The sequence below is a fragment of the Chryseobacterium herbae genome (assembly GCF_025154075.1).
Taxonomy (GTDB): Bacteria; Bacteroidota; Bacteroidia; order Flavobacteriales; family Weeksellaceae; genus Chryseobacterium; species Chryseobacterium herbae.
This window is the reverse complement of the sequence record NZ_JAOAMU010000001.1, coordinates 1,346,704-1,359,410: the sequence shown is the minus strand read 5'-3', so window position 1 is coordinate 1,359,410 and position 12,707 is coordinate 1,346,704. Positions and strand designations below refer to the sequence as shown.

Sequence of the window (12,707 nt, the reverse complement as noted above, 5' to 3'; positions counted from 1 at the left end):
TCCAGAATCGGGAATACAGAAATCTAAAAATCTTCGTATTTTTGTGTAAAATTTCAGCTCACTTGAAAACTAAAAAACAAGATTATTCACATCTTTCACCAAGCCAGCCTATCGGTATTTTCGATAGTGGGGTGGGAGGACTTACCGTAGCCAAAGAGATCAAAAGACTTCTTCCTCATGAAGATCTGATTTATTTCGGAGATACCAAGCACCTTCCGTACGGTGAAAAGTCGAAAGATGCGATCATTGAATATTCTACCAAGATCACCAATTTCCTGCTTCAGCAGAACTGTAAAGCTATCGTCATTGCCTGCAATACGGCTACAGCCAATGCTTTGAACGAAGTGTTACAGTCAGTAAACGGAAAAGTTCCCGTCATAGACGTTATTAATCCGGTTGCTGAAAAAGTAGCGTATGAGATCCATAATAATGTAGGGGTGATTGCAACGAAAGCAACGGTGAATTCAGGGCTGTACAAGAAAAGCATCAGGAAGCAGAATAAGTGGATTAAAGTAGATGAACTTGCCACACCTTTACTGGTTCCTGCCATAGAAGAAGGATTCAAGAATCACCCGATCACGCATGCCATCATTTATAATTATCTGAGCAATAAAAAGCTGAAAAATATTGAAACCCTGATCCTTGGGTGTACGCATTATCCATTATTAATTGATGAGATCAAACAATATTACGGAAATAGAGTCCGCGTGATAGATTCTCCTAATATTGTAGCTAATCATCTGAAGATCATTTTGGATAAATACCATCTTCTGAATGATAATAATCCCAAACCGAACTATCACTTCTATCTTTCGGATCTGACGAAAAACTTTGAGAAAATCTCTAAGAAATTCTTCGGAAAGACCATCGATTTAGAATTGAAAGTATTATAATACAAAAAAGCTGTTTCAGACGAAACAGCTTTTATTTTTTGCTGAAAATATTAAGATTCTAAGATCACCATTTCGCGCTTCAGTCTTCTTTTCGGAGTTGTTTCCGGATGATTACTGTCATTGTAAGCTCTTTCTCCAATCGCTACGGCAAAAAGTGTTTCGTAAGAGTCATTTTTCAGGATGTCGTCATATTTTTTAGTTTCAATTCCTTCCATCGGAGTAGAATCAATTCCCATTGTCGCACATGCGGATAGAAGAACACCCAACGAAAGATAAACCTGATGACCAAACCATGATCGGATGGCCTCTTCACCGTTTGGTTTTACCATGGTTCTGTAGTAATTCACGGAACCTTCAGGAAGGTTTTCTTCGATCTGTTTTTCAAATTCTTCCGGATTTTTCATCATTTGGAATACAATGACATGACTGCTTTCCAATACTTTTTCTTTATTAAAATAAGATGCTTCTGCCAATTGTTCCTTCAGTTCAGGCGTATTCACGAAAATAAAATTCCATGGCTGACTGTTGATAGAAGAAGGACTTAAATTAAGAATCTCTTTCAATTCTGCAATCTGTTCCGCACTTATTTTTCCCTGAGGATTATACTTTTTTACCGTATACCTCTTTTTCATTTGTTCTAAAAAATTCATAAATTATTGTACTATCATTTTTATAGTTACAAAAGTAATTTAAGTTTATTACCTTTGCAATAACGGTAAAAAATGATAGTATAAAAATGTATACAATAGATAACAAAGAATATCCGTGCTGCACCAGCGTTACCATGAAGTTTATTGGTGGAAAATGGAAAGCTGTAATTTTATTTCATCTGACAAATGGGGCCAAAAGATATAATGAATTAAGAAAATTAATTCCTACGATTACAGAAAGGACGTTAAGTTTGCAGCTGAAACAACTGGAGGAAGATCATATTGTCAATAGGAAAGTATATACGGAAAAACCACCTTTAATGGTAGAATATACATTGACGGATTTCGGGAAGACATTACTTCCTGTAATCGAAGCTATTACCAACTGGGGAATTGCGGCACCGGATCTTTCCGTAAAAAAAATAATCAGGAATTAAATTTCCTGATTATCATCTTTATTCGCTTCTTTATTCGCTTCGAAAAAACTGAAACTTACATTTCCGTATTTTCGGGTGTCTACTAAATTGGGATGCTCGAGTTTCATCCTGCTCTGATGTTCTATGATCAGAACACCGTTGTCCTTCACATATTTATTGTTTAAAACTAAAGATAGCAGTTCGTAATATTTCTTTTCTTCCATTTCAAAAGGAGCATCTGAAAATACGATCTCAAAGCTTTTCTTGTTTCTGAATTTTTTAAGCCAGTCGAAAACATCACCTCTCTGAACATTCACCTGCTTAGACATATCCAGCTCTGAAGCTGTAGAATTGATAAAACTTGTGTGCTTCGGATTCAGTTCTACCGAAATGACATCCTGACATCCTCTGGATGCAAATTCGAAAGTGATAGAACCAATGCCTGCAAAAAGATCAAGCACCGAAATAGACTGCATATCATATTTGTTTTCCAGGATGCTGAATAGCGCTTCCTTAGCAAAATCTGTTGTAGGTCTTACGTCAAAATTTTTAGGAGCGGCTATTTTTTTGGCTTTCCACTTGCCTGAGATTATTCTGTACATACTGAAAAATTATTAGGCAACGAAATTACTAAATGTTGGCTAATAAAAAGAATTTAGTCATAAAATATTCTGTAGTCGGATGATAATGGTTAATTTTGCGGTTGAAAAAATAACGATTATGAACAAACATTTATTGACATTTTTACTTGGTGTCATTTTATGCGTGCAATTATCTGCGCAAAACAACTTTGAAAAAGGTTATATCATTAACAATGACGGCAGCAGAGTAGAAGGATTGATAAAAAACATGGACTGGAACAGGTCTCCTTCACAAATAGAATTTAAGCAGGACAACAGTGCGTCTTCAAAACTGTTGAGTATTGATGCTATCAAGGAATTTGAAGTAGATGGAAAGGCAAAGTATGTAAGATCTGAAGTGGATATTGATATGTCCAGTGACGATACTAGCTCTTTGGATGATGAGGAAAAGCCTTCATTTACTAAAAAGACAGCCCTTCTTAGGGTTATTGTTGAAGGAGAATATACTTTGTACGGATACAATAATGAAAATATAAAACGTTTTTTCTATCAGAAAGATGATAAAAAAGAACCGTTGGTTTTTAAAAGGTATATGATTTCAGGATCAAGTATTGCTAAAAACAATACCTATATTAAGCAGTTGCAAGCTTTGTCAAACTGTGAAAATATTAAAGCATCACAAATATCAGGTCTTGAATACAGAGAAAGTGACCTGAGAGATATTTTTGTCAAATTCAACAGCTGTAAAAATGCAGATTATAAGAGTTTCGAGAAAAAATCATTGAACAGCTTTTTCCATGTATCAGTAAGACCTGGGGTGAACTTTTCATCTTTAGACCTTACCAATGGGAGAGGAACAGAGATTTTCGGATCTGATTTCGGCAGTCAGACGAATTTCAGAATCGGGGTAGAGGTTGAATATGTAATGCCATTTAACAACAACAAATGGGCAATTATGATAGAACCGACTTATCAGTATTTCAAAAAAACGGAAAAAGATGTTCCTACAACCACTATTCTGGGTGAAACCGTACCCAACAAAGCAACTGTAAAATATTCTTCAATCGAAGTTCCAATAGGGGTTAGATACTATGCATTTTTAAATAAAACCTCTAAGCTTTTCTTCAATGCCTCATTTATATTTGATGTACCGGTAGGAGAATCAGAAGCCGTGTTCGAAAGATATCAGTTTGCTACTGAAAAAGTAAAGATAAAATCAGCCACCAACTTCGGATTTGGAGTAGGTTATAAGTACAAAGACAGGTACAGTGTTGAATTAAATATGCACACGAAAAGAAGCTTATTAGAAGGTGAGAGCGATGTCCGCAACTCAGATTATAAAAACTTCTCTATCATATTTGGTTATACATTATTCTAAATAATATAAAATACCATGAAAAAGGTACTGTCTCAGACAGTACCTTTTTTATTTTGTTAGTTCAGTATAAAATTCTTGTTGGGAACGTTGTCAAAAACTATTCTCATATTCTTGACGAACTTCTGAAGTTCAGAGATAAAGGTTTCATTTTCCGTAGTCTCACCATAAGCGTAAAAGTTGGTTTCATTGATACCAAAACCTATTTTGCTCAGGGTAAACATCACGAAATAAAGAAAATCTACTTCCGAATTCACATCCAGGTTATTGTATAAAATCACTTTCTTGCTATCGATGGCAAAAAACTCACATTGGTTGTGGTATAAATTGATATGAATCTCCTTGTTGTTTTTATTATTGATAGAATTTAAAAACTTCTCTCCCGAAAAATTAAAATGAACCGGAACCGCCAGTTCTTTTATTTTCTTATAAAAGTTTTTTGGGAACGTATAATAAAACTGTACTCCGAATCTTTTGTTCACAGAAAGCATCAGTTCTTCTTTTTCCTTATCTGCCGGAGCATTGAAGGCAATCAGTTCAAACCCTGCATCATGCTCTGAAAACCCTTCCGGCATCAGTGTAAAATGATTCAGTGCAGAGATCACGTGGATCTCTTCAAACCTTTGCTTTAAAAGAATTTCATCAAGTTTATCTTCGATGAGATTTTCCGGTGTTTCTTCGGTAACGAAATAAGACTTTTCCTCCAGAATGCTTTTGTTCTTGGCAATCTGGCAGATTAATCCGTCTTTGGTAAAAAGTAAATTAAGTACGTTCATATTTCAATTGATGCAAATTTAGTGAAATTCTATCATAACGGCACCTGATTGATGGTGAAGTATTTCCTTATTGTAAAAATCAATATCCGACTGGCTTTCCAAAACATCCATAACCATTCTCTGCAGGGTTCCGTCACCAATACCATGAACGATCTCTAATCTTTTCAGATTATGTTTTCTACAGAAGTTAAGAACTTCTATCAGTTTTGTTTTTTGAATGAAGAGCCTCTCGAAACTGTCATAATCACTGGGATTTTTAACCAGATGATGAAAATGCAGGTCGAGAACCATATGGTTTTTCTGGTGCTTTTTTGAAACTACTTTCTTCGGTTCTGCTTTCTTGATTATGCGAATGTTTTCATAAAGATCGGCGTCTTTTGGAACCAGCTTTTCTTTTGGATACTGATAGGTAAATCCATACTCATCTTTAAAAACAACGATATTGCCTTTCACGGAAGTGATTACCCCGCTTAAATCTTCATCTACCACAGAAACTTTGTCGCCAATTTTCATGTATTATGCCTCTTCTTTTATTGTTTTCAAAATTAATTTTTAGGTCCCAGTTCAATGATCTCAAGATCTTTGATTTCTTGGCCTTCCACCACAAAGCGCATCATGGTTCTCACTTTATGCCATCCCTGTTTTCCGCAGGCTCCCGGATTCAGATGCAGGAGATTATTTTTTTTGTCAAACATAGCCTTCAGAATATGAGAATGTCCTGAAATAAATAATTTCGGGGCCTTTTCAGAGATTTCTTTATGGGTGAGTGGCGTATATTTTCCGGGATAACCTCCGATATGGATCATCAGAACTTCAAGATCTTCACAGAAAAAACGGTTCACTTCAGGAAACTCAGCCCTGATTTTCGCGTTGTCTATATTTCCGTAAACTCCTTTTAAAGGTTTTATTTTTTCCAGTTCCTCGATAACCTCTATGCTTCCAAAATCTCCGCAATGCCAGATTTCATCAGACTGAGACGCATATTCTAAGATACGGTCATCTATGTAGGAATGGGAATCGGAAAGCAGAAGGATTTTTGTCATGAAGATCTGAAATTTGTGCAAAGTTAGGAAAGATTTATTTCTCAGCTATTTTAATAAATCTTTTTAACACCAAGCTATTGTCCGGAAGTTTTGATACTATAAATTTACCATTAAGTGCTGGAAATTTTGGGTTGGTTATGATGATTGTGGAGTCAGAATCCATTTTCCAGATTCCACGGTTTCGATACAGCTTTAATTTGTTCGCTTTCATCATCTCTACTATTTCCGTGGCACATGCTGGTTTCGCATTAAGTGATACAATTGTTCCGTTCTTTTTAAACCGGATTCCACCCCATTTTTGATCAAAAGTTTTCTGACTTTTATAGATGTAAGTCAATCTATCTAATTTTACCAGCTTCCATGTGTGGAAAAGAAATGAAGCATCAATCTTATTCTGACTTTTAAAGAAAAGAACTGTGAAGCATACGAATAGAAGAGTATAAACTGATTTTTTCATTCAGGTAAAATTGAAAGTAGGGAAAATAGATAAATTTTTCTCTGTTACAAAATTTGGGTCGCTGAATATTTACTAAATTTGAGAAAATTAAAAAAAATGAAGCAGAAATTTTCTTTTTTACTTTTTCTCGCAGCGGTAGGGCTCTTCAATGCTCAGGTTGAAGAAAAAAAATTGGATGAACTGATCCAGAATACCTTAAAAACTTTCGACGTTCCGGGAATGTCCGTTGGGATCATAAAAGATGGAAAAGTGATCTATTCCAAAGGTTTCGGACAACGTTCTTTAGCCACCAAACAGCCGATGGATGATAATACATTGGTAGGAATCGCTTCTAATTCAAAAGGCTTTACGTGTACTGCACTGGCTATTTTAGCGGACGAAGGAAAATTGAACTGGGACGATAAAGTTTCAAAATACATCCCTGAATTTCAGATGTACGATCCATATGTATCCCAAAATGTAACCATAAAAGATCTTATTACACACAGAGCCGGATTAGGTTTGGGACAGGGTGATCTGATGTTTTTTCCTGAAGGAGGAAATATGACCGTTAATGATATTGTTCATAACGTTAGATATCTGAAGCCTGAAAATCCTTTCAGAACTAAATTAGATTATAATAATGTCATGTTCATTGTTGCCGGAGAAGTGATCCACAGGATTTCCGGACTAAGCTGGGCGGAATTTATTGAACAGAGAATTATGAAACCGGTCGGAATGATTTCAAGTTTTGGAAGTTACAACAGAGCCAAATCGGTAGCCAATAAGATCGATGCTCATGCTCCTGTAGATGGAAAAGCCATTGCCGTTCCTCACGACTGGAATGAAACCGGTAATGCAGCGGGTGGAATTATGAGTAACATTAAAGATATGACCACCTGGGCAGATTTTCTTTTAAATAATTTTACAACAAAAGACGGCAAAAAGCTTGTTTCCGATAAAAATGTACAGCAGTTGTGGAGTTTACAGATTCCAGACAGAGTAGCGATGAAAAATCCATATGATACCAGTTTTTACGGGTATGGATTAGGATGGTTCCTGAGTGATGTTAAAGGACATAAACAGATTCAGCATACAGGAGGTCTTATAGGAACGGTTACCCAGTTTACCTTAATTCCTGATCTGAAATTAGGAATTGTTGTGCTTACCAATCAACAGTCCGGAGCCGCGTTCAACTCGATTACAAATACTGTGAAAGATTCTTACCTTGGAGTGGCAGACAGAAACTGGCTGAAAACTTACGGGGAAAGAATGACGAAAGTCAATGCTGAGTATGATAAACAGAAAAAAGCGGCTTTTGCTAAATCTGAAGCCTTCAAAAAAGAAAAAAATCTTCAGCCGAAAGCAGAACAGTTCATAGGAAAATACAATGACCAGTGGTTTGGAGATGTAGAAATTTCGCAACAGGGAAATGCATACAGGATTTCATGTAAAAATTCTCCGCGTCTGAAAGGGGAACTGCTTCCCTATTCCAACAATTCATTCATCATTAAATGGGACGACAGAAGCTATGATGCCGATGCCTACATTATTTTTAATTATGATGAAACCGGAAAAGCAGAATCCGCCAAATTAAAACCTATTTCAGATGTCACCGATTTCAGCTTCGACTTTGATGATCTGGATCTGAGAAGATAAATAAGGATGCATAGTTAATTAAATAACTTAAAAACATTCAATAGAAACGGGCTTTAGCCCGTTTTTTTATTGACCATCTGCAAATTGCTTTAGCCAAATCGTAAAAAAAGCTCCAATATTCGTTGGAGCTCTTTTGGTGTATAGATGATATGTGATTAAAAAGTGGAAAAGAGAAGTCATTAAATATTTAAAGAATGCTACTGGAAATAATTAATCAGATAATAACTTCAAACCTCTCTCTTTCAGCTTCCAACATTTTAATTCTTAATAAATTTCTTAATAACGTCCCCGATTTGAATAATATAAGCACCTTTGATTAACCTGCTTACATCAATAGAATCACGCTCCAGTTTTCCTGAAAGCACAAGATTTCCAACCATCCCAAAGATCTTATAATCCTGTGACGGAGCGTTCAGAACTTTTAATGTTTCCTTAGCCGGATTTGGATAAATTGATGTTTTGTGATCACGGTTTTTTTGATCTGAAACTGATAAAGCCGCCAAATCTGCTTTTAACACAGAACCCGCAAAAAAGTCAGTAATATAAATAATATTGTCTTTTACAGCTAATCCGGAAGGATAACCAAATCCACTGGAAACAAGACCTGTGGAAACAGTTGAATTGGGTTGAGTGACGTTAATTTTAGACACCTTGGAAGCACCCGCTTCACAGATAAACAGATCTTTTCCATGGAAAGCAAGGCCTGATGGATAGCTTAATCCTTGTGCTATTGTAGTAGGACCGGTTGATGTAGTCATATCGAATTTTGAAAGTCTTCCTTCAAATCGTTCTGTAAAATAAATGACATTATTTATAATCTCAATTTCAAATGGAGATTGTGCAGATACCACATCAATCAGTTGAGGATTGGGCTGGCTTACATCTATTTTAGCAATTTTATTATCTCCTTCAAGAGCCATATACAGCTCATCTCCTACGAATTCGAGACCAAGCGGACTGTTTATTCCTCCAAGTATAACTTGCGGACTTGGATGAGCAACAGCGAGATCAACTTTAGAAAGTCTACCCGCTCCGAATTCTGAAACGTATAAAATATTATCCTTTAGGGCGAGACCATAAGGACGGTTCACTCCCGTTACCACATCAACCGGCGCAGCGCTGGGATCATCAATATTTACTTTAACAACCTTGTCCAGATAATAAATACCAATATACATAGTACTACCATCAATAACCATCGGATTGGGAGTTCCAAGATTGTCGATGAGTACATTGGCTGCAGCTTGTGAGTACAATTTGTTTCCCGCTAAAAGCAGAACTAATACTAAGAGATAAAGTTGTTTTTTCATTTTATTTTTATTTAGAATAATTAAATTTTAAACAAAAATACTTTATTAAAAATAAAATCTACAAGGGTCTGACAAATATCATGAACAAAGAAAAACAGAGTTCTATATGCTAGAATGAAGAAAAATAAATCAACTTTGGGCCAATTATTATCTTTACAAAATATATAATTTTTGAATATTTTTTATTGAAAAACTTCCTATTCAATAGGAACGGACTTTAGCCCGTTCTGGAATTTAGCCCAATGATTATGAATGCAAATTTGTAATTCGTAAATGATTTTTAATCGAAATGCCTTGTTATTCAATAGAAACTTATTCAATAGAAACGGGCTTTAGCCCGTTTACACATAAACAGTTTGTAGAATCCGGCTTTAGCCAAAACCTATTTACGGTATTTTGGTAAAATATTATTTCAAAAGATGAAGATCCTGCTCTGCACGGGAAAGTTCAGAATTTAAATGCTGCTTTTCAAAGAAATGTTTCAGATCCAGAAGTCTTTTCTTAGGATCATACGGAATGCTTGAATTTAATTTTTGCTGGCAGAGTGAACACGCTCTTGCAAAGTGGAAATCGGTTTCGGGAAGTGTATTGGTTCCGTTCATCACACAGTTCGCGTTCAGACAATGATTGAGTCCAAACATATGTCCAATTTCGTGAGAACTTATTTTGATTAATCTCTCGAGACTTTCATTAAAATTAGAATCCGTCAGGCCTCCGTTGGCAAATCTGTACATCGAAGTTACCCCTACACCGTCCTGATATGATGCGATACCGAAAACATAATTCCATTCAGGTCTTGGATAGAGATCTTTTTCTGTGATTCCCATCAAAACTACAGCGTCTTTAGGTTTTCGTTTGATGAGGATACTGTCCAAAACATAGCCTGCCAGAATCTGTTCCTGACCGTCTTTAAAAATTCTTCTCGCCGTTTTTGGAAAAATAGTATTAGATAAAACGGGAAGAACCTTTGTTTGCAGCTGAAAATAGGTACTTAAATAATCGCGGGTAAGCTCTATTTCCTTTTTCTGTAATTCATTGAATTCTCCGATGGGCTGTAGATAAATGGTATTTTTCCCCGGTTCCGGTTTTATTTTCTTCAGCTTCTGAAAATCGTCGAAAGTCTGAAACTTTTCATCCCGGGAATATCTCCAGTCGCCGGGTTTTGCTTTAGGGAGCTGAACATCGTTTAGAGCAATGGTTTCAATATAAGTCTTCTTCTTTTTGTGACATGAAAAAAAGAGTAGGAGTATAAGCAGATAAAAAAAGATAAAATTATATTTTCCCCGGCTCATAAAAAAACAGGAGTTTCTTTTTGGCACCGTCAAATTCAGACCATGAATTGCAGTCTATTTCAAAACCGGCTACTCCACAGGTCGGGAAGTGAAAAATATCTTCAGAGATAGAATTCGCAAAATTAGATATTCCGTTGTTGTGAGAAAAAAGAGCCACAGAACTCACATTATCATCCAAGTCATAGATTACAGATTCAAAATTTCTTTCCGATGGATTGTAAAGTTTATCTTCCGTATCAACCTTAAGCTGATAGGTTTGATTAAAGATCTTACACGTATTCAGTGCGCGCACCGCCGGGCTTGAAACAAAATGATCAATAGAAATATTATTGCTTTTCATGAATCTGGACATGTTCATCGCGTCTTTCAATCCTTTGTCTGCCAAAGGTCTGTCGAAGTCCTCCGTTTCTTCCGGCCAGTCGCTTTTTGCATGTCTTACGAGGATGAGTTTCTTCATATTATCGTTTTTTGGAAGATTAAAATTATAAAAAAAATAATGGAATAAAACATGATTTTTATAAAAAAGCTGCGTTATGAATAAAATCATTAAATTTTACTAAATTTGCACACTTATGGGACAGATCCTTGCAATAGACTACGGAAAGGCACGCTGCGGTATCGCTGCAACAGACGATATGCAGATTATTGCAAGCGGCCTGAATACTGTGGAAACACGTGTTTTGATGGAGTTTTTGAAGAAATATTTCACCGAAAACAAAGTGGATGAAGTGGTCGTAGGACTTCCTACAGATTTAAAAGGAAATGTTTCCGAAGTGGAAACGGATATCTTAAAATTCATTGAAGGATTTCAGAAAGAATTTTCCGGTATCACGGTCCACCGGTTAGATGAACGATTTACTTCTAAAATGGCTTCTTTTTTTATTTCCCAAAGTGGAAAAAGCAAAAAAAAGAGACAGGAGAAGGGGTTAATAGATAAAGTAAGTGCAACTATCATACTGCAGAATTTTTTAGAACAAAGAATAAGATGATTTTACCGATAAGAGCTTTTGGGGATCCTGTTTTGAGAAAAGTAGGGAAAGATATAGACAAAGATTATCCCGGTTTACAGGAACTTATAGATAATATGTTTGAAACGATGTACAGTGCAAACGGCATTGGCCTTGCTGCCCCGCAGATCGGGCTGGATCTACGCCTGTTCATAATCGATGTGACTCCTCTTGCGGACGACGAAGATTATGAGGATATCAAAGACGAACTGGCTGATTTTAAGAAGGTTTTCATTAATGCAACCATTCTTGAAGAATCAGGTGAAGAATGGAAATTCAATGAAGGATGTCTTTCTATTCCGGATGTAAGAGAAGATGTGAAGAGAAAAGAAACAATCGTTATTGAATATTATGACGAAAATTTTGTGAAACATACAGAAACTTTTTCCGATATTAGAGCCCGCGTAATTCAGCATGAATATGATCACATTGAAGGCGTGCTGTTTACAGACCATTTGAGCATATTGAAGAAAAAACTCGTAAAAGGTAAACTGACGAAAATCTCCCAGGGCGAGGTAAGTATCAGTTACAAAATGAGATTTCCAAAGTAATTTAAACAAGGATTAAAAACAAAATAATAAAAAGCAAAAAGCCCCGCGCCGATTGCAGAATTTACAAAAAATAAAATTATGCTGTTAGAAAAAATAATTTCAATTTCCGGAAAGCCAGGACTTTTCAAATTAGTTTCTCAATTAAGAAACGGTTTCATCATTGAAGATGTTACTTCCAAGAAAAAAGTAAGCATTGGAAACTCAAGTCAGGTGAGTTTACTTGATAATATTGCCATGTTTACATTTGATAAAGAAGTTCCTTTGTTCGAAGTTTTTGAAAATATTGCTAAAAATTACGAGTATAAAGAAACCATTTCTCACAAATCTTCTGACGAAGTTCTGAAAGATTTTATGACGGCTTCTCTTCCTAACTACGATACAGAAAGAGTTTATGCTTCAGATATCAAGAAATTGGCTCAATGGTATAACCTTCTTCACAAAGCAGGATACATTACTCCTGAAAGCTTCGTAAAAGCAGAACCTGAAACATTGGATGGTGTACAGGAAGAAATAAGCATTGACAAAGATGCTCCTAAAAAAGCAGCTCCAAAAGCTGAAAAGCCTGCCGCTCCAAAAGTAAAAGCTACTTCTGCAGCAAAAGCAGCTCCAAAAAGTACACATACTAAAAAAGGATAATCTATCCCGAATTTAAAATATAAAACCTTGTCAGAAATGATGAGGTTTTTTGTTATTAAGAGTTGGTATTCACAAAGACACA

Annotated in this window: 16 protein-coding genes; 7 read left to right on the top strand and 9 right to left on the bottom strand. The window is 35.8% G+C overall.

Translation table 11 applies throughout. From position 1 onward, the window contains the following. Positions 1–62 precede the first annotated feature (62 nt). Entirely contained in the window at positions 63–893 is an 831-nt protein-coding gene (murI, locus tag N0B48_RS05960) for a glutamate racemase (protein ID WP_259837455.1), read from the top strand. 50 nt (positions 894–943) lie between these two features. Here murI and N0B48_RS05955 read toward each other — a convergent pair whose 3' ends face one another. After that, complete coding sequence (locus N0B48_RS05955) at positions 944–1,543, bottom strand: nitroreductase family protein (protein WP_259837453.1); 600 nt, start codon at positions 1,541–1,543, stop codon at positions 944–946. Between the two features lie 86 nt (positions 1,544–1,629). Here N0B48_RS05955 and N0B48_RS05950 point away from each other — a divergent pair, with 86 nt between their 5' ends. Beyond that, entirely contained in the window at positions 1,630–1,980 is a 351-nt protein-coding gene (locus N0B48_RS05950; protein ID WP_259837451.1) for a winged helix-turn-helix transcriptional regulator, read from the top strand. Here the strand turns inward: N0B48_RS05950 and N0B48_RS05945 are convergent. Beyond that, positions 1,977–2,561 (bottom strand): RsmD family RNA methyltransferase, encoded by a 585-nt coding sequence (locus tag N0B48_RS05945; protein WP_259837449.1) that lies wholly within the window; start codon positions 2,559–2,561, stop codon positions 1,977–1,979. The genes N0B48_RS05950 and N0B48_RS05945 overlap by 4 nt on opposite strands. Before the next feature lie 118 nt (positions 2,562–2,679). Between N0B48_RS05945 and N0B48_RS05940 the strand changes: the two genes are divergently transcribed. Next, positions 2,680–3,918 (top strand): porin family protein, encoded by a 1,239-nt coding sequence (locus N0B48_RS05940; protein ID WP_259837447.1) that lies wholly within the window; start codon positions 2,680–2,682, stop codon positions 3,916–3,918. A gap of 56 nt (positions 3,919–3,974) precedes the next feature. Here the strand turns inward: N0B48_RS05940 and N0B48_RS05935 are convergent, their stop codons facing one another. From N0B48_RS05935 to N0B48_RS05920, 4 genes are read right to left on the bottom strand one after another with little or no spacing between them, the layout of a single operon-like run. Next, positions 3,975–4,691 carry a DUF3822 family protein gene (locus N0B48_RS05935; RefSeq protein ID WP_259837445.1) on the bottom strand — a complete coding sequence of 239 codons (717 nt, stop codon included), beginning with the start codon at positions 4,689–4,691 and terminating at the stop codon, positions 3,975–3,977. An 18-nt stretch (positions 4,692–4,709) separates the two neighbouring features. Next, positions 4,710–5,204: a DUF8465 domain-containing protein gene (locus tag N0B48_RS05930; RefSeq protein ID WP_259837443.1), complete on the bottom strand. Its 495-nt coding sequence runs from the start codon at positions 5,202–5,204 to the stop codon at positions 4,710–4,712. A 32-nt stretch (positions 5,205–5,236) separates the two neighbouring features. Then, entirely contained in the window at positions 5,237–5,734 is a 498-nt protein-coding gene (locus N0B48_RS05925) for a metallophosphoesterase family protein (RefSeq protein WP_259837442.1), read from the bottom strand. 34 nt (positions 5,735–5,768) lie between these two features. Continuing rightward, positions 5,769–6,191, bottom strand: coding sequence for a hypothetical protein (locus tag N0B48_RS05920; RefSeq protein ID WP_259837440.1), 423 nt, complete (start codon positions 6,189–6,191; stop codon positions 5,769–5,771). Between the two features lie 96 nt (positions 6,192–6,287). On the opposite strand from N0B48_RS05920, the gene N0B48_RS05915 reads away from it, so the two are divergent. Next, a complete protein-coding gene (locus tag N0B48_RS05915; RefSeq protein WP_259837438.1) occupies positions 6,288–7,829 on the top strand; it encodes a serine hydrolase in 1,542 nt (513 codons plus the stop codon). Positions 7,830–8,086: 257 nt separating this feature from the next. Here N0B48_RS05915 and N0B48_RS05910 read toward each other — a convergent pair whose 3' ends face one another. The 3 genes from N0B48_RS05910 to N0B48_RS05900 form a co-directional block, all read right to left on the bottom strand. Beyond that, positions 8,087–9,139 carry a T9SS type A sorting domain-containing protein gene (locus tag N0B48_RS05910; RefSeq protein WP_259837437.1) on the bottom strand — a complete coding sequence of 351 codons (1,053 nt, stop codon included), beginning with the start codon at positions 9,137–9,139 and terminating at the stop codon, positions 8,087–8,089. A gap of 407 nt (positions 9,140–9,546) precedes the next feature. After that, entirely contained in the window at positions 9,547–10,431 is an 885-nt protein-coding gene (locus tag N0B48_RS05905) for an archaemetzincin (RefSeq protein WP_259837436.1), read from the bottom strand. After that, positions 10,412–10,888, bottom strand: a complete 477-nt coding sequence (locus tag N0B48_RS05900; protein WP_259837434.1) for a SixA phosphatase family protein — start codon at positions 10,886–10,888, stop codon at positions 10,412–10,414. The genes N0B48_RS05905 and N0B48_RS05900 overlap by 20 nt, the downstream gene beginning before the upstream one ends. A gap of 115 nt (positions 10,889–11,003) precedes the next feature. Here N0B48_RS05900 and ruvX point away from each other — a divergent pair, with 115 nt between their 5' ends. From ruvX to N0B48_RS05885, 3 genes are all read left to right on the top strand, one after another. Then, positions 11,004–11,420, top strand: a complete 417-nt coding sequence (gene ruvX, locus N0B48_RS05895; RefSeq protein ID WP_259837432.1) for a Holliday junction resolvase RuvX — start codon at positions 11,004–11,006, stop codon at positions 11,418–11,420. Further along, positions 11,417–11,989, top strand: coding sequence for a peptide deformylase (gene def, locus N0B48_RS05890; protein WP_259837428.1), 573 nt, complete (start codon positions 11,417–11,419; stop codon positions 11,987–11,989). The genes ruvX and def overlap by 4 nt, the downstream gene beginning before the upstream one ends. A 78-nt stretch (positions 11,990–12,067) precedes the next feature. Continuing rightward, positions 12,068–12,625, top strand: a complete 558-nt coding sequence (locus N0B48_RS05885) for a DUF5606 family protein (protein ID WP_259837427.1) — start codon at positions 12,068–12,070, stop codon at positions 12,623–12,625. The last annotated feature ends 82 nt before the right edge of the window (positions 12,626–12,707 follow it).

Coding starts and splice junctions, on each gene's coding strand:
- N0B48_RS05950 (WP_259837451.1), top strand. CDS start 1,630: ATGTATACAATAGATAACAAAGAATATCCGTGCTGCACCAGCGTTACC.
- N0B48_RS05910 (WP_259837437.1), bottom strand. CDS start 9,139: ATGAAAAAACAACTTTATCTCTTAGTATTAGTTCTGCTTTTAGCGGGA.
- N0B48_RS05955 (WP_259837453.1), bottom strand. CDS start 1,543: ATGAATTTTTTAGAACAAATGAAAAAGAGGTATACGGTAAAAAAGTAT.
- N0B48_RS05940 (WP_259837447.1), top strand. CDS start 2,680: ATGAACAAACATTTATTGACATTTTTACTTGGTGTCATTTTATGCGTG.
- N0B48_RS05925 (WP_259837442.1), bottom strand. CDS start 5,734: ATGACAAAAATCCTTCTGCTTTCCGATTCCCATTCCTACATAGATGAC.
- N0B48_RS05885 (WP_259837427.1), top strand. CDS start 12,068: ATGCTGTTAGAAAAAATAATTTCAATTTCCGGAAAGCCAGGACTTTTC.
- N0B48_RS05900 (WP_259837434.1), bottom strand. CDS start 10,888: ATGAAGAAACTCATCCTCGTAAGACATGCAAAAAGCGACTGGCCGGAA.
- N0B48_RS05905 (WP_259837436.1), bottom strand. CDS start 10,431: ATGAGCCGGGGAAAATATAATTTTATCTTTTTTTATCTGCTTATACTC.
- def (WP_259837428.1), top strand. CDS start 11,417: ATGATTTTACCGATAAGAGCTTTTGGGGATCCTGTTTTGAGAAAAGTA.
- N0B48_RS05930 (WP_259837443.1), bottom strand. CDS start 5,204: ATGAAAATTGGCGACAAAGTTTCTGTGGTAGATGAAGATTTAAGCGGG.
- N0B48_RS05945 (WP_259837449.1), bottom strand. CDS start 2,561: ATGTACAGAATAATCTCAGGCAAGTGGAAAGCCAAAAAAATAGCCGCT.
- N0B48_RS05915 (WP_259837438.1), top strand. CDS start 6,288: ATGAAGCAGAAATTTTCTTTTTTACTTTTTCTCGCAGCGGTAGGGCTC.
- N0B48_RS05920 (WP_259837440.1), bottom strand. CDS start 6,191: ATGAAAAAATCAGTTTATACTCTTCTATTCGTATGCTTCACAGTTCTT.
- N0B48_RS05935 (WP_259837445.1), bottom strand. CDS start 4,691: ATGAACGTACTTAATTTACTTTTTACCAAAGACGGATTAATCTGCCAG.
- ruvX (WP_259837432.1), top strand. CDS start 11,004: ATGGGACAGATCCTTGCAATAGACTACGGAAAGGCACGCTGCGGTATC.